General features: G+C 53.3%; 27 protein-coding genes. 23 read left to right on the top strand and 4 right to left on the bottom strand.

Features of this window, described 5'->3' with window-relative positions; all coding sequences use genetic code 11:
• Nucleotides 1-296 precede the first annotated feature (296 nt).
• Entirely contained in the window at nucleotides 297-470 is a 174-nt protein-coding gene (locus tag MID00_RS18940) for a DUF1508 domain-containing protein (protein WP_021446666.1), read from the top strand.
• Between the two features lie 147 nt (nucleotides 471-617).
• On the opposite strand, the gene MID00_RS18935 is transcribed toward MID00_RS18940, so the two are convergent.
• Entirely contained in the window at nucleotides 618-1022 is a 405-nt protein-coding gene (locus MID00_RS18935; RefSeq protein WP_254499332.1) for a RidA family protein, read from the bottom strand.
• Nucleotides 1023-1309: 287 nt separating this feature from the next.
• Between MID00_RS18935 and MID00_RS18930 the strand changes: the two genes are divergently transcribed.
• The 7 genes from MID00_RS18930 (at nucleotide 1310) to MID00_RS18900 (ending at nucleotide 6302) form a co-directional block, all read left to right on the top strand.
• Complete coding sequence (locus MID00_RS18930) at nucleotides 1310-1795, top strand: hypothetical protein (protein WP_009454493.1); 486 nt, start codon at nucleotides 1310-1312, stop codon at nucleotides 1793-1795.
• A gap of 176 nt (nucleotides 1796-1971) precedes the next feature.
• Nucleotides 1972-2391 carry a GFA family protein gene (locus MID00_RS18925; protein WP_009454492.1) on the top strand — a complete coding sequence of 140 codons (420 nt, stop codon included), beginning with the start codon at nucleotides 1972-1974 and terminating at the stop codon, nucleotides 2389-2391.
• A 125-nt stretch (nucleotides 2392-2516) separates the two neighbouring features.
• Nucleotides 2517-3056: a lipocalin family protein gene (locus MID00_RS18920; protein WP_009454491.1), complete on the top strand. Its 540-nt coding sequence runs from the start codon at nucleotides 2517-2519 to the stop codon at nucleotides 3054-3056.
• Nucleotides 3057-3226: 170 nt separating this feature from the next.
• Nucleotides 3227-4036 carry an ABC transporter substrate-binding protein gene (locus tag MID00_RS18915; RefSeq protein WP_009454490.1) on the top strand — a complete coding sequence of 270 codons (810 nt, stop codon included), beginning with the start codon at nucleotides 3227-3229 and terminating at the stop codon, nucleotides 4034-4036.
• A gap of 102 nt (nucleotides 4037-4138) precedes the next feature.
• Nucleotides 4139-4873 (top strand): amino acid ABC transporter permease, encoded by a 735-nt coding sequence (locus MID00_RS18910; protein ID WP_254499331.1) that lies wholly within the window; start codon nucleotides 4139-4141, stop codon nucleotides 4871-4873.
• Nucleotides 4873-5571 carry an amino acid ABC transporter permease gene (locus MID00_RS18905; protein WP_254499330.1) on the top strand — a complete coding sequence of 233 codons (699 nt, stop codon included), beginning with the start codon at nucleotides 4873-4875 and terminating at the stop codon, nucleotides 5569-5571. The genes MID00_RS18910 and MID00_RS18905 overlap by 1 nt, the downstream gene beginning before the upstream one ends.
• Nucleotides 5568-6302: an amino acid ABC transporter ATP-binding protein gene (locus tag MID00_RS18900; protein ID WP_254499329.1), complete on the top strand. Its 735-nt coding sequence runs from the start codon at nucleotides 5568-5570 to the stop codon at nucleotides 6300-6302. The genes MID00_RS18905 and MID00_RS18900 overlap by 4 nt, the downstream gene beginning before the upstream one ends.
• A 252-nt stretch (nucleotides 6303-6554) precedes the next feature.
• Here MID00_RS18900 and MID00_RS18895 read toward each other — a convergent pair whose 3' ends face one another.
• Nucleotides 6555-6833 (bottom strand): hypothetical protein, encoded by a 279-nt coding sequence (locus MID00_RS18895; protein ID WP_009454468.1) that lies wholly within the window; start codon nucleotides 6831-6833, stop codon nucleotides 6555-6557.
• Nucleotides 6834-6989: 156 nt separating this feature from the next.
• Here MID00_RS18895 and MID00_RS18890 point away from each other — a divergent pair, with 156 nt between their 5' ends.
• Nucleotides 6990-7481, top strand: coding sequence for a hypothetical protein (locus MID00_RS18890; RefSeq protein ID WP_250757179.1), 492 nt, complete (start codon nucleotides 6990-6992; stop codon nucleotides 7479-7481).
• Nucleotides 7482-7528: 47 nt separating this feature from the next.
• The gene (locus MID00_RS18885; protein WP_021446664.1) at nucleotides 7529-7891 is read left to right on the top strand and encodes a hypothetical protein; all 363 of its coding nucleotides are present in this window, start codon (nucleotides 7529-7531) and stop codon (nucleotides 7889-7891) included.
• A 76-nt stretch (nucleotides 7892-7967) separates the two neighbouring features.
• On the opposite strand, the gene MID00_RS18880 is transcribed toward MID00_RS18885, so the two are convergent.
• Nucleotides 7968-9671, bottom strand: a complete 1704-nt coding sequence (locus MID00_RS18880) for a sigma-54-dependent Fis family transcriptional regulator (RefSeq protein WP_009454454.1) — start codon at nucleotides 9669-9671, stop codon at nucleotides 7968-7970.
• 351 nt (nucleotides 9672-10022) lie between these two features.
• Between MID00_RS18880 and MID00_RS18875 the strand changes: the two genes are divergently transcribed.
• From MID00_RS18875 to MID00_RS18850, 6 genes are all read left to right on the top strand, one after another.
• Nucleotides 10023-10295: a phenol hydroxylase subunit gene (locus MID00_RS18875; RefSeq protein WP_009454452.1), complete on the top strand. Its 273-nt coding sequence runs from the start codon at nucleotides 10023-10025 to the stop codon at nucleotides 10293-10295.
• Nucleotides 10296-10318: 23 nt separating this feature from the next.
• Nucleotides 10319-11326: an aromatic/alkene monooxygenase hydroxylase subunit beta gene (locus MID00_RS18870; RefSeq protein ID WP_026482706.1), complete on the top strand. Its 1008-nt coding sequence runs from the start codon at nucleotides 10319-10321 to the stop codon at nucleotides 11324-11326.
• A complete protein-coding gene (locus MID00_RS18865; RefSeq protein WP_003800437.1) occupies nucleotides 11326-11598 on the top strand; it encodes an MmoB/DmpM family protein in 273 nt (90 codons plus the stop codon). The genes MID00_RS18870 and MID00_RS18865 overlap by 1 nt, the downstream gene beginning before the upstream one ends.
• A gap of 18 nt (nucleotides 11599-11616) precedes the next feature.
• Nucleotides 11617-13122 (top strand): aromatic/alkene/methane monooxygenase hydroxylase/oxygenase subunit alpha, encoded by a 1506-nt coding sequence (locus MID00_RS18860; protein ID WP_021446663.1) that lies wholly within the window; start codon nucleotides 11617-11619, stop codon nucleotides 13120-13122.
• 65 nt (nucleotides 13123-13187) lie between these two features.
• Nucleotides 13188-13550, top strand: coding sequence for a phenol hydroxylase subunit P4 (locus MID00_RS18855; protein ID WP_009454448.1), 363 nt, complete (start codon nucleotides 13188-13190; stop codon nucleotides 13548-13550).
• 15 nt (nucleotides 13551-13565) lie between these two features.
• Nucleotides 13566-14627 (top strand): NADH:ubiquinone reductase (Na(+)-transporting) subunit F, encoded by a 1062-nt coding sequence (locus MID00_RS18850; RefSeq protein WP_009454447.1) that lies wholly within the window; start codon nucleotides 13566-13568, stop codon nucleotides 14625-14627.
• 125 nt (nucleotides 14628-14752) lie between these two features.
• Here the strand turns inward: MID00_RS18850 and MID00_RS18845 are convergent, their stop codons facing one another.
• Nucleotides 14753-15691 carry a LysR family transcriptional regulator gene (locus MID00_RS18845; protein WP_009454446.1) on the bottom strand — a complete coding sequence of 313 codons (939 nt, stop codon included), beginning with the start codon at nucleotides 15689-15691 and terminating at the stop codon, nucleotides 14753-14755.
• Nucleotides 15692-16144: 453 nt separating this feature from the next.
• Here MID00_RS18845 and MID00_RS18840 point away from each other — a divergent pair, with 453 nt between their 5' ends.
• The 7 genes from MID00_RS18840 to MID00_RS18810 all read left to right on the top strand — a co-directional run bounded on the left by MID00_RS18840 (nucleotide 16145) and on the right by MID00_RS18810 (nucleotide 22655).
• On the top strand, nucleotides 16145-17497 hold the full coding sequence (locus tag MID00_RS18840; RefSeq protein WP_250757180.1) for a Rieske 2Fe-2S domain-containing protein: 1353 nt from the start codon (nucleotides 16145-16147) through the stop codon (nucleotides 17495-17497).
• Between the two features lie 3 nt (nucleotides 17498-17500).
• Nucleotides 17501-17989: a benzoate 1,2-dioxygenase small subunit gene (gene benB / locus MID00_RS18835; RefSeq protein ID WP_009454444.1), complete on the top strand. Its 489-nt coding sequence runs from the start codon at nucleotides 17501-17503 to the stop codon at nucleotides 17987-17989.
• A 15-nt stretch (nucleotides 17990-18004) separates the two neighbouring features.
• Nucleotides 18005-19012 (top strand): benzoate 1,2-dioxygenase electron transfer component BenC, encoded by a 1008-nt coding sequence (gene benC, locus MID00_RS18830; protein ID WP_254499328.1) that lies wholly within the window; start codon nucleotides 18005-18007, stop codon nucleotides 19010-19012.
• A gap of 64 nt (nucleotides 19013-19076) precedes the next feature.
• Nucleotides 19077-19847 carry a 1,6-dihydroxycyclohexa-2,4-diene-1-carboxylate dehydrogenase gene (locus tag MID00_RS18825; RefSeq protein ID WP_254499327.1) on the top strand — a complete coding sequence of 257 codons (771 nt, stop codon included), beginning with the start codon at nucleotides 19077-19079 and terminating at the stop codon, nucleotides 19845-19847.
• Between the two features lie 70 nt (nucleotides 19848-19917).
• A complete protein-coding gene (locus MID00_RS18820; protein WP_254499326.1) occupies nucleotides 19918-21252 on the top strand; it encodes an MFS transporter in 1335 nt (444 codons plus the stop codon).
• 114 nt (nucleotides 21253-21366) lie between these two features.
• Entirely contained in the window at nucleotides 21367-21987 is a 621-nt protein-coding gene (locus MID00_RS18815) for a LysE family translocator (protein ID WP_031232112.1), read from the top strand.
• A gap of 488 nt (nucleotides 21988-22475) precedes the next feature.
• On the top strand, nucleotides 22476-22655 hold the full coding sequence (locus MID00_RS18810; RefSeq protein ID WP_009454439.1) for a PEGA domain-containing protein: 180 nt from the start codon (nucleotides 22476-22478) through the stop codon (nucleotides 22653-22655).
• The last annotated feature ends 167 nt before the right edge of the window (nucleotides 22656-22822 follow it).

Raw genomic sequence — 22822 nt, 5'->3', positions numbered from 1 at the left:
ATCAAGCTCTCGTATTGATCTCTGTTAGGTCAATGCGGGACATTCGTTCGCCGCTTTGGATGAGGAATGCCGGTCGAAGTGTCCACTACACAAAACCTGATGAGTTGCACTTTTTTCCTTGCTTGGGTTCTTGCCTGACTTGATGTCATATCTCTTGCGTTGTCAGTAAAAGAGGTGTGGTTTGATGGAAATTCAGTCACTTGTTGGCCTGCCACGTAAACCCCAATACCTGCTGACCAACTCCAGTTTTAGGATACGGTTTGCGCGACGTGCGCTCATACCTAAAGAGGGTCATCATGAAATTTGTGCTTTACAAGGACAAAAGTGGTGAATGGCGGTGGCGATTCAAGGCCGCGAATGGGAACATTATTTGCGTTAGCTCCGAGGGCTACAGCAGTAAGCAGAGCGCACAACACAGTATTGAGTCTGTGAAAAAAGGGATGGCTGATGCTCCGGTTGTCGAGGAGTAAGCAGAGACTTTCCTTAAGTTTTTACGCACAGCTTGTAGACTTATGAATAAAAAAAGCTCCCCAGCGAAAAGGGAGCCCAAAGACCTCGTCAAGATCCGAGGTCTTTTTTATGTCGACTCCGTACGGGAGGCGACTCAACAGCAGCGATCAATCCAGCATCGCTTCAGCCTCAATCTCGATCAGCCACTCAGGCTTGGCCAATCCACTGATCAAGATCCAGGAAGAGGGTGGTGGATTGACGGGAAATCGTTTCAGCAGCGCAGCGGCTATGTCGTCCTGCTCTTGTGGTGAGCTTGCATCTTCCCGGATAAAAATCCGCAGCATGATTACCTGATCAATCTTGCCGCCAACCTCGGCCAGGACCAGTTCAATATTGTCCAAGGCGGCTTCTGTTTGCTCGCGCATTCCGCCAGCTACGGTTTGCTCCTGAGCATTTACGCCTACTTGGCCAGACAGCATGACACGGCGGTTGCCAGTGACCACCAGGCCCTGGCTGAAACCGTATTGCAGGGAATTGAATACGGTGGAGGGATTAATAGCGCTTTTTGTCATCTTGATAAATTCATTAAAAGTTGAGTGGGTGTATTTACACACCACACTCCTACTTTGGGGCGTTACGCTGGAAAGCAAGGGCTTGTCTTTGAGGAGGTTTTTTGTGGGTTTGATAAGGGAGTGTTGAGCCTGGTTTCCAACGGAAAAAGGTAGGAAAAATTCTTCAAAATTAATTAAGTTTTATGTAAAGTGTCCATCGTCTGGCTTTATGCTTTTTTGTCCGTAATAGGCCGACCCTTCCTGCTATACTCGCCGCTTATTTTTTTTGGTAATAAAGGAAGCGGGAAATGAAGAAGATCGTATTTATAGCTGCCCTGTCAGTGGGCTTGGCGGGATGTGAAACGATGAACTCCATGACTAAAGGCATTGATGATGCGTTTGCCAGTGTCAATGAAGCGATGGGGGCGGGCCCGATTGCTGACACTCCGGCACAGATTTGTTCAGAGATGCGTTCCAATCATGCGCGTGCTGTGAACAAGTACAGTGGGAAAACCGTTGAGGTAACTGGCAAATTGGTGGCCATGGAGCAAAACACATTGGCTGAGGCCATGAGTGGCATGAACTCAAAAGTATGGGGCAGTGCCAAACAGTTTGACGTTCGAGTCAGCAGTGGGCCTATCGTCTTTTCTTCCTTGATCAACCGCCGCACCGAGCAACTGAATGTGTTCAATATGGGTGACACGGTGACCATTAAAGGCCGTATCAGGACGATTGGCAAAGGGAAGTCTTGCACCATTAGCCTTGAAGAAAACATGAGCATCAAGCAGCAGTAAATGAGTAAGGGTCCGTTATGGCGGACTGCACGAATAAGCCCGCTTTGTAGCGGGCAATGTTGTTTCTGGGGCCCAGGTTTTGTTGCACCTGGCCTTGGGAAAGCCTCATATCGAATTTCCATTACGGGACGATTCAGCCGTTAGAATTGCTTATCCATCTACCTACAGAGGCTCGTATGGCAAACAATAAATCCACGATTCACGGCAACTGTCTGTGCGGTGCCGTCTCGATCAGTTTTCAGCAGCAAAAACCTTCGATCAGCGCTTGCCATTGCGGCATCTGCCGCAGCTGGTCCGGTGGCCCCTTCTTGTCGCTGGAGTCCCATGAGGCCCCAGTAATTGAAGGCGCGGAGCATGTGCGTTCCTATGCTTCTTCGGAGTGGGCGGAGCGCAGTTTCTGTGATGTATGCGGTACGCACTTGTTTTACAAGCTCAAGGCCGGTGGTTTCCATGCTGTTTCTGCTGGCTTGTTCAAGGACAGCGCGAGCTGGCCGTTCGAGCTGCAGGTCTTTATTGATGACAAGCCTGACAACTACGCATTCGCTAACAAAACGCGAGAGATGACGGGCGAAGAGGTGGTTAAGCTGTTTTCGTGATGCTATGACTGGCCAGATGCATATGCAGGGGCCAGGGCAGTGCTTGCTGAAAACTGGACTGGTCGAACTATCAAAGGACGATTCCATAAACTCGATCTTGGGTCATCTATAAGGAGAACTCCGTGATGAAAAGAATTTTTTTCCTGTCGCTGTCTACGTTATTGGTCGCTTGCGCTTCTTCCAATGCCGATCTGGCGACCCAGGAAGATGTAGACCTGGGTAAGTACATGGGCACCTGGTACGAGCAGGCGCGTCTACCCAATAACTTTCAGCGTGAATGTGCCGGAGATGTGCAAGCTAATTACGTGATGGAAGCGGACAAGACGATTACCGTTACCAATCGTTGTCAGGGTACGGACGGTGAGGTGAAGGAAGCCATCGGGCAGGGGCGCTTGTCGACGAGTGTGGAGCCTGTTGATCCGGCGATACTAGAAGTGCGTTTTGCTCCGAAATGGCTGTCCTGGTTCCCTATGGTGTGGGGTGACTACTGGATCATGAAGCTGGAAGGGGACTACCAGTATTCTTTGGTCGGTACGCCGGATCGAAAATATCTCTGGGTCTTGTCCCGACAAAAACAGGCTGATCCGCAGCTTGTCAGTGACTTGCTGGATTACGCGGCATCCCAAGGCTTTGCGGTCCAAAAGGTGATTTCCACCAAGCAGTAGCGTGCATTCGATGATCGAGGCTTCTGCGCCTGCATAAAACAGCATATCCTCTTAGCGTTTTTAGTTATAAGCATGGGGAAATTAGATCGTTTTGAAGAGCTTGCGGCTGTGGTCGAATGGCACGACGGTATGTATCGGACGTGCCATTTTTTTATCGGAATGTTTTTACTATGAAGTCGTTTTTAAGCATTGCCGCGACCCTTACCCTGGCGTTGGTGGCTGGAGTGGCCCAGGCTGATCGTCTGGATGACATCAAGAAAACGGGTGTCTTGAAAGTAGCGTCTTTCGACAGCAATCCACCTTTTGGTTTTGTGGATCAGAAGTCCCGCCAGATCACCGGTCTGGATGTGGATTTTGCTCAGGCTCTGGCTGACAAGCTGGGCGTGAAGCTGGAAGTCTTGCCAACCAACCCGGCCAATCGTGTGCCGCTGTTGACGTCCAATAAAGTAGATCTGGTTTTGGCCAACTTCACCATCACGGAAGAGCGCGCCAAACAGGTAGATTTCAGCATTCCGTACTTTGCATCGGGCCAGCAGTTCCTGGCTAAAAAAGGCGTCTTGTCCTCGCCCGAGCAGTTGAACTCGCTGCGTATTGGTGTGGATAAAGGAACGGTCAATGAGATCGTTCTGCGTGAAAAATACCCCCAGGCCAAGCTGCTTGCCTATGACGATACGCCCTTCGCCTTCACCGCTTTGCGTAACGGCAATGTGCAGGCCATCACTCAGGATGGTCCCAAGCTGATCGGTTTGCTGGCGAACGTGCCGGACAAGGAAAACTATGAAATCCCGGCCTTCAGCATTTCCGAGGACTTGATCGGCATTGGTATCCCCAAAGGCGAGACAGCACTGAAGTCTTTTGTGGATGAAACTTTGCTGGAGCTGGAAAGCCAGGGCAAGGCACAAGCCATTTATGACGTCTGGTTTGGCCCTCAGTCCAAAACACCGCTGGAGCGCTTGTACCGCATCGGTCAGCAACAGTAAGTCATCACTTGCTTGCAAGCCAGCCTTGAATGTTCAGGCTGGCCTTTTCCTGTTTGTGTTTTTAACAGCGGGATCACTTGATCCTGCTTTTTGGTGTTTGCTATGCCGTCTTCTGATTTCTGGCTGGCACCCCACTATGTGGGTTGGTTGCTGCAAGGGTTCTGGGTCACGATCCAGCTCTCTTTAGTCGTCTCCTTCGCTGCAACTGTTTTGGGTTTTCTGGTTTGTATTGCCAGGCTCTCGCCGTTTGCCTGGCTGGCCTGGCCGGTACGTGCTTACCTGAGTCTGTTCCGTAATACGCCCTTGTTGGTGCAACTGTTTTTCTGGTATTTCGGTGCCTCGGCGTTGATGCCGCCGGAGCTGGTTCAATGGTTGAACACCCAGCATGTCTTGCAACTGGTCTTGTTCGATGTGCATTGGCCCAGTTTCGAGATGCTGGCCGCTTTTGCAGGTTTGACGATCTACACCACGGCTTTTGTTGCAGAAGAATTTCGTTCTGGTGTGCGGGCAGTTCGCAAAGGGCAGTGGGCCGCAGCAGCCTCCTTGGGCATGTCTTCCATGCAGGTCTGGCGCTATGTGGTGATGCCGCAGGCCTTGCGCAATACCTTTCCCTCGCTGATCGGGCAGTACATGAATGTCATCAAGAACACCTCGTTGACCATGGCCATTGGCTTGGCAGAGCTGTCTTATGCGTCTCGTCAGGTGGAGACTGAAACTTTCAAGACCTTCCAGTCCTTTGGGATTGCAACGCTGTTGTATGTCTTGCTGGTCATGCTGGTTGAAGTGGCTGGGCAGTGGTTACAACGCCACCGTCTGCAAGTGCGAGGTGGGCTGTAATGAACTTCGACGTAATTCATGACAATCTGCTGTACTTCCTGGTGGGGGCGTATCCGCATGGCCCTTTAGGCGGTGCTGCGTTGACGCTCTTGCTAAGCGTGCTCTCGGCAAGCTTGTCGGCCGTTCTGGGGCTGGCTTTTGGTATAGCCCTGGTCTTGACGCGTGGTGTGGCGCATACCGCTTTGCTGCTGTTTCTGGGCTTTTTCCGCGCTATCCCCGTCATCATGCTGATTTTCTGGGTGTATTTTCTGCTGCCCATTCTGTTCAAGGTGGATGTGCCGGGCCTGTTTACCGTCGTCTGCGCCTTGTCCTTGATTGGTGGCGCCTATCTGGCGCACTCGGTATTTGCGGGCATCAGCAGCTTGCCGGCGGGGCAATGGCAAGCGGGCAAGGCCCTGGGCCTGAAAACTGCCCAAATCATGAAGTCCATCATCCTGCCGCAAGCTTTGCCGGTGATGCTGCCTTCTTTTATTAATCAGTGGGTTGCCTTGATCAAGGATACGTCGCTGGCCTACGTTATTGGCGTGGCGGAACTGTCTTTTGTGGCCACCCAGGTCAGCAACCGGGTTATGGTGCACCCCACTGAAATCTTCTTGTTTGTCGGGCTGATGTACTACGTGATCTGCGCAACGCTGGAGTTGATGGCGAATCGTGTGGCTCGACGTTATGACAAACATCTGCGACTGGATGGCAAATGATCCGTATCGATAGTGTTTCCAAGTGGTATGGCACGTTTCAGGTGCTCAAGAACTGCACGGCCCAGGTGGACCGTCAGGAAGTCGTGGTGGTGTGCGGGCCTTCGGGCTCGGGCAAGTCCACCTTGTTGAAAACCGTCAATGGTCTGGAACCGTTTCAGCAGGGCACGATTGTTGTGGATGGGATTTCTGTCGGTGATCCGGCAACGAATCTGCCCGACTTGCGCAGTCGGGTCGGGATGGTTTTTCAGAACTTCGAGCTGTTTCCACATCTGAACGTCTTGGCCAATCTGACCTTGGCGCAGCGTAAAGTGCTGGGCAGGGAGCGGGACGAAGCGAATGATCGGGCCTTGCTGTACCTGGACAGGGTGGGCCTGAAAGCGCTGGCGGATCGTTATCCAGCCAGTTTGTCGGGCGGGCAGCAACAACGTGTCGCCATTGCGCGGGCCTTGTGCATGGATCCGGTCTGCATGCTGTTTGATGAGCCTACCTCGGCCTTGGACCCGGAAATGGTCAACGAGGTGCTGGACGTAATGATTAGTTTGGCGGAAGAGGGGATGACCATGATGTGCGTGACCCATGAGATGGGCTTTGCCCGCAAGGTGGCGGATCGGATGGTTTTCATGGATCAGGGTCAGATTCTGGAAGATGTGCCCACGGATGTGTTCTTTGGTCATCTGGATGGCAGGCCGCAGCGGGTGCAAACCTTTTTGTCCAAGGAGTTGCGGCTGTAGCTTGTTTCTTTGTACGGCAGCTAGTTTGATGTTGCCAAGCCAAGCCAAGCCAAGCCAAGCCAAGCCAAGCCAAGCCAAGCCAAGCCAAGCCAAGCCAAGCCAAGCTGCGCGTAGCAGAAGCTGGAGTCCGCATCCATAAAAAAAGCCCGCCTGTTTAAAAATGGGCGAGCTTCTTTTATGGGCGAGCAAACCAGGCTTGATGAAACTGGGCTACTGACATGCTTGCCCGGCCTGGAGAGTGTCGCTATGTGCTCAGGATGACTGAGTGGCTGTGTCGAACGATTGCAGCAGAGCTTCTGATGCCAGTACGGCACGGCGTGCCTGCTCGTGCTGATCATGTAGGGCCAGGTAACGTGCTTCGGCCTCATCGCCTCGCGCTACATCCCCGTTGTATGACTGCGCTACGTAGTTTGCGTACCAGATGGACTCGGCTACGGTCATACCCACAAACACGTCATTGTCGTCCTGATCTTGGGACAGGGCACGGATACCAGATAAATACGCCCGTTCACGGGGCTGAAATTCCAACATAAGACTCCTTAGATAAGCCCCCATTGTAGTAGGTGGGGTGAATCATGCCAGTGTTGGGCGTAGCACGGTGTTCGGTTGATGTTTGGCTGCTGGAGTATAAATAGTCTTGGGATTGGGGGTAATCAAGTGTTATTTTGAAAATGTCGAGGATAAACAGTGCATAAGTTATTTTCTAATTTGGTTTTGGGCCTGACCTTTGCCTCTGTACCAGCCTTCGCTTCAAGTATGCAAGAGAGTGCTCAACTAGGACGGATACACATACAGGCGGACCAGGTTGACGTGTTGAGCACGCATGAGCTGAAAGCTTCGGGTGATGTGACAGTAACCGGCAAGGAGAGCGTCATACATGCTCAGGAGGCTGTTATTCGTAGACGGGGCCCTGTGATTGAAGTGCTGGCACAAGAGTTGGTGCAGTTTGAGCCAAGCTCTAGGCCTTCTTCTGAGTTCAATCCGCTTAGCTTGCAAGATGCTCGTGCGGCAGGCGGGGAAATGCGGTTGCAAAAAGAAGGGTACGTGCCAGTGAGAGTGCAGGGTTTAAGTGCCATGTGGTGGAATGATTCAAACCAGACATGTATCACTGTTAAAACTAGCCAAGGGCGCTACAGTGATGTTAAAAAAGTGGGGGCCGAGGCATGCAGCGGGAGTTAGGTCTGGTCTGGCTTGGTTAAGGATGTATGCGGCTGTAAGGAGAGGGCATGGGCATTAAGTGGGAGTCGTCGTTTCATCAAGTGGCCTCTGTGCTGGCAACAGCTCTCTCTTCGCTCGTATTTATTCTGGCTCTGATCTTTTTAATTGATGGGTTGGCCAATCCACAAGTCCAGTATGGGGCAATCAATTATATATTTGCCAGTATCGGTGTCGGTTTTTCTTGGCTGATCTTTGTGGTGAACAGGTATTACGGCAGGGTTTGTCGATCCTTATCGATGGGTGCAAGGCGTGACGCCCGGCTTCTGGGCTGGTCCTTAAGTATCCTCTATGCCGTTTTGATTGGTTTGTTCATGCTGGGGGCCTTCGGCATAGGTGCCAGGTTGCTGCAAGGTCAGCATATTTTTGGTTAAGTGCCAAAACTGGGAAATTGTTGCAGAGGCAAGGTTTGGTCGGGCTTAGCCGATAGCCTGGGCAGCGCTGGTGTCCCTATGTCGGTATCGCTACCTTCTTCAGCCTGTATGCCAAAGCAGGGCGTGTCAGCCCCAGTCGTCGCGCAGCTTCTGAAATATTCCCGTTCGTTTTCTTCAGCGTCAGCTGGATGATCTGTTCTTCCAGGTCGTCCAGGTTGAAGGGCGTTTCCAGCAGGTTCTCCAGATATTGCGTCTGGTTTGCGCTGAAACAGGACTCTTTCGCCATAAAGCCTTGCGTATTCAAACTGCTCAAATACTGCAAGGCACTTTTCTGTTGCGGGAACAGGTGGTGAGTTTCGATTTCGTGATTGTGCTCGGTCAGGATGACGCCACGTTCGATCATGTTTTCAAATTCGCGGATATTGCCTGGCCAGTCGTATTGCATCAGTAATTCACGGCTGCGGTCGCTGACTCCCAGCACGTGCTTTTTGTACATGCTGGAGTATTTGTTCAGAAAGTATTCGGTCAGCAGCGGAATGTCTTCTTTACGCTCGCGCAGCGGCGGAATGTGAATGGGAAAGACATTCAGGCGGTAGTACAGGTCGGCACGGAAGGTGCCTTTCTGTACGGCTTCGGCCAAATCCTCGTTGGTGGCCGCCACCACGCGCACGTCGATATGGCGAGTGTTCTCATCACCCACGCGTTCCAGTTCCTGTTCTTGCAATACACGCAGCAGGGCGGCTTGGGACCGTGGCGATAGCTCCACGATTTCATCCAGAAAGATGGTGCCGCTCTGGGCACGCTCAAAGCGTCCGGGGCGGGATTTATGTGCGCCGGTATAAGCGCCTTTCTCGACACCAAACAGCTCTGACTCAATCAGCTCCGGGGGAATGGATGCACAGTTCACTGCAACAAAGGGTTGATCAGCCCGGTCGCTGGCGGCGTGCAGGCCGCGTGCGAAAGCTTCCTTCCCTACGCCGGTTTCCCCCAGCAGCAGCACGGAGACTTTGCTTTGCGCCGCCTTTTCCAGCAGATGACAGGCGGCCTGGTAAGCGGCGGACTGACCAATGGAGTTGGGCAAGGTGAAGTTGGCGCTGGAGTGCTTGAACTCCTGTTCGCGCAACTTCACCAGCTCACATCGCAAGGCAAACAGTTCGTCCTGGACTGGATCGGGCAGCATGAAACGGTCAATCTCGGGGTCATCATCTTCCCATTCCTCGGCTGGCTTGCCCACGATCTTGCAGTGGCTATGGCCCATGGCGCCGCATTGGGTTTCTTTGTAAATGATGCTCTTGCCCATATAGAAGCTGGTGTAGCCGCTGGCATAGCCCAGCAAGCTCCAACAGACCGGCTCGCTGGACTGGCCATGTTCTTTCTGGTGATTGCTGACTTCATAGGAGTCAAACCAGTCAAATTCGCCGTAGTACTGGCCTGCGTCGCGGTCAAAGGTCAGGGCGGTAGGGACGACTTTGACCATGCCGCGGATGGTGTGCATTTGCGGGCCAGCCAAAAAGGTCTCTTTCAGTGACAGGTCCGGGCGCACTTTTTGTGAGACCTCGGCATCTTTCATGCCCGCGTGGTAGCCAAAGCGCATCAGAAAGTATTTGGCGCGCTCGCTGCCCAAAGAGGCAATCAGCTCCTTGCGTAGCTGGCCAAAACCGCTGGCGTGCAGCAAGAGCATGCGTTGCTCGCCAAACCATATTTTGCCTTCCCGCGCATCAAAACGAATGGCGTCGATCAGGTCCTGACTTAATGGCAGTGTGAGTTCAGTAGCCCCCATGGCTGTCTCCATCCTGTGATTTCTTATTGTGGTTTTGAGTGTTCTAAAACCAGTATGCCGCCTGTCTTTCCAGTGACTCAAGGAAAACATAATAGTGTCCAGAGGACGGATAAAAGGGATTTTTCTAAGGTTTTACCCTAACTCAGCATTTGATGAAAACGGCGCTAAGCACTTGATCAAATGATCAATTTTCCTGCCGCCACCCCTTCGCAGGCCGCATTCCTTCTAGGCCGGGTTTCAGCTATCTCTTTAATCCTAAAGGGTTAAATCCTTCAAATTTAAAGTTGGCACGCGGTTTGCTATGAACAGGCTGTGGACACTCATGCAACAGCTTGATCAGGAGGAGAACAGATGTCAGACACGAGCTTGCCCACTTTGACAAAGTACGTACGCGTACGCAGTCCGGCCAACGCCCGTTTTGTGGAGTTTGATTTTGCCATCGGCCAGCCGGACCTGTTTGTGGAACTGGTCATGCCCCCGGCGGCGTTTGAGCAGTTTTGTCTGCAAAACAATGTCCAGCCCATGAGCGATGAGCAAATGCGGGTCAATGACGAGAACGAAGAGAAATGGCGTTTTGGTTATGACACTTTGGTCGGCAACAGTCGTCAGGCTGAAGCCCAGTAGGTTTTATTCAGGAGAACAAGAGGATGACATTAGAAATTAAAACGGCCAGTTTGCAGCCCGTGCGGCAAACCTTTGCCAACGTGGCCCGCCGCTTTGGCGAAAAACCGGCCACGCGCTACCAGGAAGCTACATACGACGCCCAGGCGACGGCCAACTTCCATTACCGACCCCTGTGGATGCCGGACAAGACCCTGAACGACCCCACACACACCGCCATTCAAATGAAGGACTGGTATGTGTTCCGTGACCCTCGTCAGTTCTACTACGGTGCTTACGTGCAAAACCGTGCCCGCATGCAGGAATCGGCTGAAACCAATTACGGCTTTTTTGAAAAGCGGGAACTGGCCCAGTATCTGAGCGAGGACGTCAAAGCCAAGGTCACCCGCTTGCTGCTGCCTTTGCGTCACATCGAGCAAACCGCCAACCTGAATTTCATGTCCGGCTCGGCTTACGGGTATGGCACCACCATTACCCAAGCCTGTCTCTATGCCGGGATGGACTCGCTGGGTATGGCGCAATACGTCTCCCGTATTGGGCTGCTGATTGATGGCAATAGCGCCGATTCCCTGAGCCAAGCCAAAGAGGCCTGGATGCAGGATGCGGCCTGGCAAGGTCTGCGCGCCTTGTGCGAAAAAACGCTGGTCCAGAAAGACTGGTTTGAACTGCTGTTGGTGCAGTCCTTGCTGATCAATACCGTGGTGCATCAAGTGGTGTATCAGGGTCTGGTCGCGGATCTGGCCAAGGAAGGCGGCCGCGATCTGGATATGCTGCTGGAGTTCATGCTGGAGTGCCATAAAGACCTGTCCAACTGGAGCGATAGCGTCTTCAAGATCGCGGCGGCTGAAAGTGAGGAAAACAAGCAGCAACTGCAAAGCTGGCTGAATCAGTGGCTGCCACAAGTGCAAGCCGCCTTCATGCCGTACATCCAGGCTGCCTTTGCCGACCAGGCGGATCAGGTCTGGGAGCAAGCGCAGGAAACCATTGCCAAACGCGTCACTAAATCAGGCTTGAGCCTGGGTGGAGAAGCCTGATGACATCCAAGGTTTATATCGGTCTGCAAGACAACGACATGTCGCGCTACATCGTCGAGGCCATCGAAGAAGACAACCCGGACGCCACGGTGATTTATCAGCCAGCCATGATTCGCATTGAGTGCGTGGGCCAGCTGACCGTCAAGCGCGAGACCGTGGAAGAAAAGTATGGGCAGCAGTGGGACATGCAGGAGCTGCATCTGAATCTGATCACCTTGGGTGGCAACGTGGATGAAGATGAAGACCGCTTGTTTTTGCACTGGAACAGCTAAATCAGAAAAGGGGGCAACATGGCCACGAAAAAACTAAATATCAAAGACAAATATCGCTATCTGACTCGTGATCTGGACTGGGAATTCAGCTACCAGGATCGCAAGGACGCCTTCCCCTACGAGGAGTTTGAGGGCATCAAGATTACCGATTGGTCCAAATGGGAAGATCCGTTCCGTCTGACAATGGACGCGTACTGGAAATACCAGGCCGAAAAAGAAAAGAAGCTGTACGCCATTTTTGATGCCTTCGCGCAGAACAATGGCCAGATGAATATTTCCGACCCGCGTTACTTGAACGCGATCAAGGTGTTTCTGACCGCGGTGACCCCGCTGGAATACCAGGCTTACCAGGGCTACTCCCATGTGGGCCGTCAATTCAGCGGCATCGGCGCACGTATTGCGTGTCAGATGCAGTCGATTGACGAGCTGCGTCACGTCCAGACGCAGGTTCACGCCATGAGCCATTACAACAAGTTTTTCAATGGCTTCCAGGACTGGAGCCATATGCACGACCGGGTCTGGTACCTGTCGGTGCCCAAGTCCTTTTTTGAAGATGCCCGCGCTGCCGGCCCCTTCGAGTTCCTGCTGGCAATCAGCTTCTCCTTCGAGTACGTGCTGACCAACCTGCTGTTCGTGCCCTTCATGTCGGGTGCAGCCTACAACGGCGACATGGCCACGGTGACTTTCGGTTTCAGCTCGCAGTCTGACGAAGCACGCCACATGACACTGGGCCTGGAAGTGATCAAGTTCCTGCTGGAGCAGCACGAGGACAACGTGCCTATCGTTCAGCAGTGGATCGACAAATGGTTCTGGCGCGGCACCCGCCTGCTGTCCGTGGTCGGCATGATGATGGACTACATGCTGCCCAACAAGGTCATGTCCTGGAAAGAAGCCTGGGAGGTCTATTTCGAACAGGCTGGTGGTGCACTGTTCAAGGATCTGGCCCGCTACGGCATCCGCATGCCCAAGTACAGCGAAGTGATCGAAAAAGAGAAAGAGCACATCTCGCACCAGGCCTGGTGGATCTTCTACAACTTCGGTCACGCTGCCGGTTTCCACACCTGGATCCCTAGCGACGAGGAATTGGATTGGTTGAGCGCCAAGTACCCCGATACTTTCGACAAGTACTACCGCCCACGCTGGGAAATGGCCAAGAAGATGGAAGCCGAAGGCAAGCGCTTTTACTCCAGCGGACTGCCGCAGCTGTGTCAGGTATGTCAGGTGCCCATGACCTTTACCGACATGGAAAAACCCGACGAAATCACCTACCGCCAAAGCCAGTACAAGGGCGAGCGCTATCACACCTGCTCGGACGGTTGCCGCGACATTTTCGAGCACGAGCCTGAAAAGTACATCCAGGCCTGGCTGCCAGTGAACCAGATCCTGCAAGGTGGCTGCGGTGGTCCCGAGCTGGAGAAAATCCTGAGCGACTACTACCAGTTAAACGTAGGTGTCGACAATATGGACTTCAAGGGTTCGGTGGACGAAGCGCGCTGGAACGAATGGAAAGGAGTGACGGCCTAGTCACACGAGAAAAAAAGCAGTGCCTTGGTGGGCACTGCCACTACCTATAAAAATTGGAGATCAATATGGCAGTTACTGCAATTACCCCGGACTACCAAGGCTATGCGCGCGACCAGCAGTCGCACTATGGCGACAGCATGTTGCTGTATATCGGCTGGGACGAGCACCTTTTGTTCTGCTCGGCCAAGGCCTTTCTGGTTCAGCCCGAGATGACCGTGTCCCAGATGATCCAGCAACTGTTGCCTGCCGGCTTTGCCCAGCATCCTGACTTCGAGCAGATCGAATGGAGCAAGGTGCAATGGAATTTGAACGGCGAGGCGGTTGAACTGAATCCTGACGACACCTTGGGTTCCAAGGGCTTTGATCACAAATCCTTGTTGCGTTTCAAGACCCCTGGCCTGAATGGCTACAAGGGTACGGGCGTATAAGAGGCGGAGGCAGCAATGACGTATCAGGTAACCGTAGAACCCACAGGTGATGTGGTAGAGGTGGAAGATGGACAAACCTTGTTGGACGCTGCGTTGCGACAAGGGGTTTGGTTGCCTTTTGCCTGTGGACATGGCACGTGCGGCACCTGCAAGGTGCAGGTGCTGGAAGGCTATGCAGACGCAGGTGATGCGTCCAGCTTTGCCCTGATGGATTCGGAGCGGGACGAAGGCAAGCTGCTGGCTTGCTGTTGCCTGCCCGAATCCGATATGGTCATCGAGGCCGATATCGACGTAGACCCGGACTTCCAGGGCCTGCCGGTGGAGGACTATCAGGGCAAGGTCGTCCTGATTGAAGACTTGTCGCCCACGATCAAGCACATCCGTCTGGAACTGGATCGCCCAATGGCGTTCCAGGCCGGGCAATACATCAACCTTCATGTGCCGTCCATTGACAGCACCCGTGCCTTTTCCATCGCGAATCCGCCGTCCATGAGCGGCATTATTGATTTGCATGTACGCAAGGTGGAGGGGGGCGCAGGTACGACGTGGCTACACGAGGAACTGGAAGTGGGGCAGTCTTTGGACGTGTCCGGCCCTTACGGCCAATTCTTTGTGCGCAAGTCCGACCCGCAAGGCGCCATTTTCATCGCAGGTGGCTCGGGCCTGTCCAGCCCTGAATCCATGATTATGGACTTGCTGGAAGAGGGCGATACCCGTCCTATTTATCTGTTCCAGGGTGCGCGCAATAAAGCCGAGCTGTATCACGCGGATCATTTCTATCAACTAGCTGAAAAGCACGACAATTTCCACTACATTCCGGCCTTGAATGCGCCTTTGCCGGATGATGCCTGGGAAGGCTTTGTGGGCTTTGTGCATGAAGCCGTGGGGCAGTTCTTTGAGCAGCGTTGCTCGGGTAACAAGGCCTACTTGTGTGGCCCGCCCCCCATGATTGAAGCGGCGATTTCCACCCTGATGCAAAGCCGCCTCTTCGAGCGCGATATTCACATGGAACAATTCCTGACAGCCGCGGATGGCGCAACCGGCAAGGTACGTTCAGCGCTGTTCAAGCGTATCTAAGTGGTTCTAACTGACTGCCGAGCAGACCTTTTTTCAGTGAAAAGGTCTGCGGCTGGTGGTCGTGAACGCCGCATCTTTCAGGCCTTGCAAGAAGTGTTAACGACGCTTTGCAGGGCCTTTTTGTATTAGACGGGTGGCAGCCCGTTACTCAAGGCGCTGTGTCCCGGAATCAGCCAGGGCGGTTTCTCCGCATACATTTCCTCAATAAAGGCATGCATCTGGGCGATGTACCAGGAGTTGTCGTTTTTCCTGTGGCTGAAAATAATCGGCGACGTTACTTTCTCGTCGTCAATCAGCCGGTACACCAGATCACTGCGTATCTGTGCGGCTGAAGGAATCAGGCACAAGCCCACGCCGCCGGCGACCAGTCCCATGGCCGTCTGCAACTCCAGTACTTCATGCACTTCGGTGGGAAAGATGGCGTTGTCATGCAGGATATTCAGCACATGATCGGCAAAGCTGGGGCGTGGGGACTTGGGATACACAATAAAGGCGTGATCGGCGATGACCTGCAAGGACACCGGCCCCCGATCCTTGGCCAAATCAATTTTCGGCGGAATCGCCAGCACCAGGCGCTCTTCACGCAAGACAGTACGGCACACCGCGCTGTCATGAATACGCACACGTCCAAAGGCAATATCAATGCGTCCGGCGCGCAAGGCGGCGATCTGCTGGCTGCTGGTGAGTTCCAGAAAGTGAAAGCGGATATCCGGGTAGGCGTGGCGGAACTTCTGAATCAGGATAGGCAGACCGCCGTACAAGGTGGAAGCTACAAAGCCAATCGACAATTGCGGGCGCTGGTTCAGGCCGACTTCAGTGGTCGCCGCTTTCATGACCTCCACACGATTGAGCAATTGCAGGGATTGCTCGTAAAAAATGCGGCCCGCTTCGGTTAGCTGCAGGGGGCGGCTCTCCCGTGACAGCAGCAAAACATTGAGCTCTTGTTCCAGCAACTGAATCTGTCTGCTGAGTGCAGGTTGGGCAATGTGCAACTGCTCGGCAGCGCGAGTGAAATTGCGCGCTTTGGCGACCGCAACAAAGTAGCGGATTTGTTTCAAGTCCATATGCTTTGCCCGTGGTCCAGGTCCAGAAAATCCGGACCAATATATCACCTATCTCGACCATCCAAGCTTCAAGCATATACCTGACAAGCTCTAGGGTTAACGATAGGTTTTGTTTTTCATGCCCTGCAAGATTCTGATTTTATTGGAAAAAAAACAAACTATAGCATTTTGCTATAGAGCGGGACCGATATTGTATTGGAAGCCTGCTGGAGCAAAGACTGTAATGAACGTCATGCAGAGCAGCCCCGAATTTCCTTGCGAAAGTGGGCTGGGCAATATCGGCCCGACGGTGTCCCTATCGGGTTTGAGTCAGGCTCAAGGCTAAGCCAGCAATACGCTGCCACGAGTCAGTCCGGTCTCAATCCGGAGCGATTTTTCTTTTCTATCACGCGTACTTGCTATGCCTTCATGGGCATGGGCAGGGACGGCTGCAACTCTCATAAAGGCCACATTATGTCAGTCCTTATGGATAAAACTAAAGATATCAGGCACTTGCTTGATACCGCCCTGGAAGAAAATAAAGAAACAGGCGTGTATCGCTGCCGTCGTGACATCTTCACGAATCCGGATCTGTTCGAGCTGGAGATGAAGCATATTTTTGAAGGCAATTGGGTCTACCTGGCGCATGAAAGCCAACTGCCCAATGTGAATGATTACTTCACTACGTATATCGGTCGTCAGCCCGTGTTTTTGACGCGTGGTAAGGACGGTGGTTTGAATGCCTTTATCAATGCCTGTGCTCACCGCGGCGCCATGTTGTGCCGCCGCAAGCATGGCAATAAGGGCAGCTTTACCTGTCCTTTCCATGGCTGGACCTTCAATAACGCGGGCAAGTTGCTCAAGGTCAAGGACGAGAAAAACACTCAGTATCCCGAGCAGTTCAATACCGAAGGCTCGCATGACTTGAAGCGTGTCGCGCGCTTTGAGAACTATCGCGGCTTTCTATTTGGCAGCCTGAATCCGGATGTGGTGTCTCTGGACGAGTATCTGGGTGAAACCAAGGTCATCATCGATCAGATCGTGGATCAAGCCCCTGAAGGTCTGGAAGTGCTGCGTGGCAATTCTTCCTATATCTACGATGGCAACTGGAAGCTGCAGATGGAAAACGGGGCGGACGGCTACCACGTCAGCAGCGTGCACTGGAATTACTCCGCCACCATGGGTCGCCGAAAAGAGGGCGGCACGCAAGCGGTGGATGCGAACGGCTGGAGCAAGAGCCTGGGTGGCGTATATGGCTTTGATTACGGTCATATCTTGCTGTGGACCAAAACCATGAATCCAAGCGTGCGTCCGGTCTACGAGCATCGCGAGGAGCTGAAGCAGCGTTTGGGCGAGGACCGTGCCGAGTTCATCGTGAATCAGACTCGCAATCTGTGCCTGTACCCGAATGTGTATCTGATGGATCAGTTCTCTACCCAGATTCGGGTAACGCGTCCTATCAGTGTGGACAAGACTGAAGTCACGATCTACTGCTTTGGTCCCAAAGGGGAAAGCGCTGAGCAGCGTGCCATCCGTATCCGTCAATACGAAGACTTTTTCAATGTGTCCGGCATGGGAACGGCAGACGATCTGGAGGAGTTCCGTGCCTGTCAGGAAGGCTATGCGGGTATTGCGGCGCCCTGGAATGATTTGAGCCGAGGTGCGCCTTTGTGGGTGCACGGGCCGGACGAGAATGCCAAAGCCATGGGCATGAAGCCCTTGATCAGTGGCGGGCGTAGTGAAGATGAAGGCTTGTTTGTCTGCCAGCACGAGTACTGGGCCAAGACCATGAGCCAGGCGTTAAAAGCAGAAAACGGGGAGGCCTAAGCCATGAACGCAACGTATCACTCTATTTGCGCTTTCCTGTATCGCGAAGCCCGCTTGCTAGATGACCGTCAGTGGGATGAATGGCTGGAATGCTATAGCCCCAACGCCCAGTACTGGATGCCTTGCTGGGATGATGATGATCAGTTGACCGAAGATCCGCATAGTGAGATTTCCTTGATCTTCTATCCCAACCGTAACGGTCTGGAGGATCGGGTGTTCCGCATCAAGACCGAGCGCTCCGGTGCCTCCACACCAGAGCCACGTACCGCTCACATGCTCAGCAATATCGAGATTCTGGCCGAGCGCGATGGGCAGGTGGACGTCCGCTACAACTTTTTGACGCTTAACCATCGCTACCGGGTGACGGACCAGTTCTTCGGCACGATTTACCTGACCTTGTCGCCTCAGGAGCAGGGCTGGTTGATCGAGCAAAAAAAGGTAGTGCTCAAGAATGACTACATCCGTCAAGTGATTGATGTGTATCACATTTAAAGCCGGGGGTTAGTCGTGAACAGCTATCGTATTGCGCTGAATTTTGAGGACGGTGTCACCCGTTTCGTGGATTGTGGTGAACATGAGAAAGTGCTGGATGCCGCGTATCGCCATCAGATCAATCTACCCATGGATTGCTCGGACGGCGTGTGCGGCACCTGTAAATGTCAGGCTGAAAGTGGTCAGTATGAGCAGGGCGATGACTACATCGAGGATGCCCTGACGCAAGAGGAAGCGGACAAGGGTTTGGTTCTGACCTGCCAGATGATCCCCAAGTCTGACTGCGTGATTGCTGTGCCGATTTCATCGGGCGTGTGCAAGACGGCCGTGGCCAAGTGGCAGGGGCAAGTGTCGGAATGCCGTCAGTATGAGGACGCGGCGTACGAGCTGAAGATTGATGCGGCCGATGAAGCTTTGCCTTTTCTGCCTGGGCAGTACGTGAACATTACGGTGCCCGGCGGGCAGGCGCATCGTTCCTATTCCTTCAGCTCTGCACCGGGCGAGTCACGCTTGAGCTTTTTGATCAAGCAGGTTCCGGGCGGTCTGATGAGCTCCTGGCTGGCAGCGCAGCCGCTAGGCCAGCAGGTGGAAATGACGGGGCCTTTGGGTAGTTTTTATCTGCGACAGGTGACGCGCCCCTTGTTGTTCCTGGCTGGTGGCACGGGCCTGGCGCCGTTCTTGTCCATGCTGGAAGTCCTGGTCAAGCAAGGCTGTACGCAGCCTGTGCATCTGGTCTATGGCGTCACCCGTGATCAGGATCTGGTGATGCTGGCAGAGTTGGAGTCCTTTACCCAGCGTTTGCCCGGCTTTAGCTACACCACCTGCGTGGTGGACCCGCAATCCAGCCACGAGCGCAAAGGCTACGTGACCCAGCATCTGGATCCGGCGCATTGGCATGAAGGGCAGGTGGATGTGTACCTGTGCGGGCCGCCACCCATGGTGGATGCCGTCAGCCAGTTCATTGATGCGCAAGCCCATGCTCCTGCGAATTTCTACTACGAAAAATTCGTCACCAGCCAGTAAATGCATTCAAGCAACGCCCCTTTGTGGGGCGTCCTGTGCTGGATGACTCCTACAAGGAAAGATCATGACTGCGCCTCTGCGTTTTCATCAAAAAGTGGCCATTGTGACGGGCGCGGCCCAAGGCATTGGCCGTCGTGTTGCCGAGCGCTTGCAGGCTGAAGGAGCCTGGGTACTGGCCGTAGACCGATCCGAGCTGGTGCGGGAACTGGCCAGCGAGGCGGTCCTGACACTGGAAGTGGATCTGGAAACCGTTGAAGGTGCTCAGGCTGCGGCCCAGGCGGCGCTGGATAAATGGGGACGTATTGATATTTTGATCAATAACGTCGGGGGAACGATCTGGACGCGCCCTTACGAGCACTACACACCGGCACAGATCGAGGCCGAGATACGCCGTTCCCTGTTTCCAACCCTGTGGTCCTGTCATGCCGTTTTACCCAGCATGCAGGAGCAGGGTAGTGGTGCCATTGTGAACGTGTCCTCGATTGCCACTCGCAGCATTAACCGCGTGCCGTATGCAGCGGCTAAAGGGGGCGTTAATGCCTTGACCGCCTCATTGGCTTTTGAGAATGCCCAGCGCGGCATTCGGGTCAATGCTGTCTCGCCTGGCGGGACCGAGGCTCCGCCACGGCGTATTCCCCGCAATACCCAGAGTCACGATGATCCCCAAGAAGCCATCTGGTATCAGCAAATTGTGGATCAGACCGTGGCCAGCAGTTTGATGAAGCGTTACGGCAGCCTGGATGAACAGGCCGCCAGCATTTTGTTTTTGGCCTCGGATGAGGCTTCGTATATCACCGGCACTGTCTTGCCAGTAGGAGGCGGCGACCAGGGCTGAACAAACGATGCAGGCGGCGTGTAGAGCGAAGGGCATCAAGACAAAAAACTCCATTTGGGGGAGACAAATCATGAAAACACTAGACGTTAATGAAGTGATTGAGCAGGCGCGCTTCGGGCGCTTTCACTGGATGGTGATGAGCCTGTGCGCCTTGTTGTTGATATTCGATGGCTATGACTTGTTTATTTACGGTGTGGTTTTGCCGGTGCTGATGGACGAGTGGAATTTGACGCCGGTGCAAGCCGGGGCCTTGGGTAGTTACGCCTTGTTCGGCATGATGTTTGGCGCGTTTGTATTTGGGCCGCTGGCAGACAAGATTGGCCGTAAAAAGGGCGTGACGATCTGCTTTGCCTTGTTCAGTCTGGCTACCTTCCTGAATGGCTTTGCGAGCTCACCGACCGAGTTTGGTGTCTACCGCTTTCTGGCCGGCTTGGGCTGTGGCGGCTTGATGCCCAACGCTGTGGCTTTGATGAACGAGTATTCGCCCAAGCGCTCGCGTAGCACCTTGGTCGCCATCATGTTCAGCGGCTATTCATTGGGTGGTTTGTTGTCGGCAGCGATTGGCATCTACATGCTGCCTCGCTTTGGCTGGCAGTCCATGTTTTTCTGTGCAGCCATTCCGTTGTTGCTGCTGCCGTTTATTGTCTGGAAACTGCCAGAGTCGCTAGCGTTTCTGATGCGCCAAGGGCAAGAGGAAAAAGCACGCCGCATTGTGCAGACCTTGGCCCCTGAAATGGGTGTGTCACCAGAGACCGTCTTGACCTTGCATGAGCAGAAAAAGACGGGAGTGCCCATGCTGGATCTGGTCAAGGAAGGGCGCTTGCTAGGCACCTTGATGATTTGGGTGGCGTTTTTCTGCTGCCTCTTGATGGTTTATGCCCTGGGTTCCTGGTTGCCAAAATTGATGGCCAACGCGGGCTATAGCCTGGGTTCCAGCCTGTCCTTCCTGGTGGCCTTGAACCTGGGCGGCATGTTTGGTGCGATTCTGGGTGGTTGGCTGGGGGATCGTTTCAGCTTGCCTAAAGTGGTGGCCTGGTTCTTTCTGGTGTCGGCCGTGTCCATTACCTTGCTGGGTTTCAAGAGCCCGACTCTGGTGCTGTACGTGTTGATCGTGATTGCCGGTGCCACCACCATTGGCACGCAGATCCTGCTGTACGCCAATACGGCGCAGTTCTATCCCTTGTCCATGCGTTCCTCGGGCTTGGGCTGGGCGTCGGGAGTGGGGCGGATCGGTGCGATTGCCGGGCCTTTCCTGGGCGGCACGCTAATGGCGGCCAAGTTGCCCTTGCAGATGAACTTCATGGCCTTTGCCGTGCCGGGTGTCGTGGCAATGCTGGCTTTCCTGATGTTTATGGTGTCTTTGCGTTCATCGCCCAAAGTGGCGCTGAATGCCGTGGCCGGTTGAGAGAGCTGAATTTTAAAGCTGGCTGGAGTAAAGTTCATACACACTGTTTTCAATCGACGAATGCCAGCCTTTCAAATTGAATGGCTGGCATTATCTATGGAGCCTGCCGGAATCATGACCGCTAGTAGTCTTTTGCTGTTTCTGCCCGCCTGTTTTGCCCTGAATATGGCCTTCGGACCTAATAATCTGCTGTCCATGACGGTAGGGGCCAAGCAGGGGGTGTCGACTGCCATGGTAGCGGCCATGGGGCGTCTGGTCGCCTTTGCCATCATGATTGTGGTGGCGGCCTTGGGGATGGGAACCTTGTTGATGGTTTCGGAGACGGCCTTTACCGTGGTCAAGCTTGCGGGAGCGGCGTATCTGATCTGGTTGGGTATCAAGGTGCTGCGTGCCAGTAGCAAAACATCAGCAGAGCAAACCGAGGTGAGCAAAAAAGATATCTGGGGCTTGGTGCGCCAGGAGTTCTTTGTGGCTATCGGCAATCCTAAAGCCATTCTGATCTTCACCGCTTTCTTCCCGCAGTTTGTAGATATGAACAACTATTGGGTTAGCTTCATGACACAGGGTGTGATTTTCCTGCTGCTGGAAGTGATCGCGATTGCGGCGTATGCCTATGTAGGCACTCGTTTGTCCGGCGTGATGCAAAATGCGCGTGGTCTGCGTTGGGTGAACCGCATTAGCGGCAGCATGATGATAGGTTTTGGCGTGATCCTGGCCATGGCTCGACGCTCCTGATGTAAGCCCCGATCTGGGGGCACAAGTTGGAAAATAAAAGGCTCTCCTTGCGAGAGCCTTTTTGATGTTTCTATTTGTACAGGGTAAACACTGAATATGCTATTTAGTGCTTGAAGTTTGTAAATTTTTTGTTAGGATAAAAATTCGTTCTAGGCTTTCTCGATTAAATAAACAGCAGGAGGTTTGGATATGAATGACACGCCCATGAACTGGCCCAGTGATTTTCCGAGCAAACACGATTCAATATAAAACCTCAAAAAAAACGGAGACCGTTAACTAGCCAGGCCGCCCTATGGGCGGCTTTTTCATTGGCGCCTTACTGTTATGATTTTTAGATCTATATGTCTTGAGATTGAGCTGCCCGTTTATTGATAAGATTCAAATTCTGAATTGCTCAGGATTAGAAAGTTTCACTGGGCTACCTTAAATTGGGTTTTATTGCATTTTAATGCATGGAATGGCTTGGAAAAATACGGAGCAGGAAAAGAATGAATGACATCAAGGCCTTGTTTGCTTTGTGTTTTTCCCTGCTTCCTGCTGCTTGTTCCTGTATCGCCGTCACTTATCCTGGCGATCCCGAAGGAGCCACTGCCGTTTGCAATGGCAGTGCCTATGGCGAGACGCCACTGACAATTAACAGTCTGCTGGAGGGGGCGTCGAAATGTTAGTGTCCCCTTGAGTAGGTATTAACTTGTAATATGGCTCCTGAACGAGCTTGGCCAAACACTCTAGCTAAGATTCTTTGTTTTTAAATTTGGCTGATCTTGGCTGATTCACTGTTTTGCTCTGCGTAAACAAGCTCCCAGCGCTATGCTATTTTCCTCTCTCTCCCTTT

The sequence above is a fragment of the Alcaligenes sp. NLF5-7 genome (assembly GCF_024266725.1).
In the GTDB taxonomy this organism is placed as follows: Bacteria; Pseudomonadota; Gammaproteobacteria; order Burkholderiales; family Burkholderiaceae_B; genus Alcaligenes; species Alcaligenes phenolicus.
The sequence above is the reverse complement of the archived record's forward strand: the minus strand, read 5'-3'. Positions and strand labels throughout refer to the sequence as shown.

Bases quoted from the DNA above. Each gene is read 5' to 3' on its own strand.
- MID00_RS18940 (WP_021446666.1), top strand. From the start codon at position 297: ATGAAATTTGTGCTTTACAAGGACAAAAGTGGTGAATGGCGGTGGCGA.
- MID00_RS18935 (WP_254499332.1), bottom strand. From the start codon at position 1,022: ATGACAAAAAGCGCTATTAATCCCTCCACCGTATTCAATTCCCTGCAA.
- MID00_RS18930 (WP_009454493.1), top strand. From the start codon at position 1,310: ATGAAGAAGATCGTATTTATAGCTGCCCTGTCAGTGGGCTTGGCGGGA.
- MID00_RS18925 (WP_009454492.1), top strand. From the start codon at position 1,972: ATGGCAAACAATAAATCCACGATTCACGGCAACTGTCTGTGCGGTGCC.
- MID00_RS18920 (WP_009454491.1), top strand. From the start codon at position 2,517: ATGAAAAGAATTTTTTTCCTGTCGCTGTCTACGTTATTGGTCGCTTGC.
- MID00_RS18915 (WP_009454490.1), top strand. From the start codon at position 3,227: ATGAAGTCGTTTTTAAGCATTGCCGCGACCCTTACCCTGGCGTTGGTG.
- MID00_RS18910 (WP_254499331.1), top strand. From the start codon at position 4,139: ATGCCGTCTTCTGATTTCTGGCTGGCACCCCACTATGTGGGTTGGTTG.
- MID00_RS18905 (WP_254499330.1), top strand. From the start codon at position 4,873: ATGAACTTCGACGTAATTCATGACAATCTGCTGTACTTCCTGGTGGGG.
- MID00_RS18900 (WP_254499329.1), top strand. From the start codon at position 5,568: ATGATCCGTATCGATAGTGTTTCCAAGTGGTATGGCACGTTTCAGGTG.
- MID00_RS18895 (WP_009454468.1), bottom strand. From the start codon at position 6,833: ATGTTGGAATTTCAGCCCCGTGAACGGGCGTATTTATCTGGTATCCGT.
- MID00_RS18885 (WP_021446664.1), top strand. From the start codon at position 7,529: ATGGGCATTAAGTGGGAGTCGTCGTTTCATCAAGTGGCCTCTGTGCTG.
- MID00_RS18880 (WP_009454454.1), bottom strand. From the start codon at position 9,671: ATGGGGGCTACTGAACTCACACTGCCATTAAGTCAGGACCTGATCGAC.
- MID00_RS18875 (WP_009454452.1), top strand. From the start codon at position 10,023: ATGTCAGACACGAGCTTGCCCACTTTGACAAAGTACGTACGCGTACGC.
- MID00_RS18870 (WP_026482706.1), top strand. From the start codon at position 10,319: ATGACATTAGAAATTAAAACGGCCAGTTTGCAGCCCGTGCGGCAAACC.
- MID00_RS18865 (WP_003800437.1), top strand. From the start codon at position 11,326: ATGACATCCAAGGTTTATATCGGTCTGCAAGACAACGACATGTCGCGC.
- MID00_RS18860 (WP_021446663.1), top strand. From the start codon at position 11,617: ATGGCCACGAAAAAACTAAATATCAAAGACAAATATCGCTATCTGACT.
- MID00_RS18855 (WP_009454448.1), top strand. From the start codon at position 13,188: ATGGCAGTTACTGCAATTACCCCGGACTACCAAGGCTATGCGCGCGAC.
- MID00_RS18850 (WP_009454447.1), top strand. From the start codon at position 13,566: ATGACGTATCAGGTAACCGTAGAACCCACAGGTGATGTGGTAGAGGTG.
- MID00_RS18845 (WP_009454446.1), bottom strand. From the start codon at position 15,691: ATGGACTTGAAACAAATCCGCTACTTTGTTGCGGTCGCCAAAGCGCGC.
- MID00_RS18840 (WP_250757180.1), top strand. From the start codon at position 16,145: ATGTCAGTCCTTATGGATAAAACTAAAGATATCAGGCACTTGCTTGAT.
- benB (WP_009454444.1), top strand. From the start codon at position 17,501: ATGAACGCAACGTATCACTCTATTTGCGCTTTCCTGTATCGCGAAGCC.
- MID00_RS18825 (WP_254499327.1), top strand. From the start codon at position 19,077: ATGACTGCGCCTCTGCGTTTTCATCAAAAAGTGGCCATTGTGACGGGC.
- MID00_RS18820 (WP_254499326.1), top strand. From the start codon at position 19,918: ATGAAAACACTAGACGTTAATGAAGTGATTGAGCAGGCGCGCTTCGGG.
- MID00_RS18815 (WP_031232112.1), top strand. From the start codon at position 21,367: ATGACCGCTAGTAGTCTTTTGCTGTTTCTGCCCGCCTGTTTTGCCCTG.
- MID00_RS18810 (WP_009454439.1), top strand. From the start codon at position 22,476: ATGAATGACATCAAGGCCTTGTTTGCTTTGTGTTTTTCCCTGCTTCCT.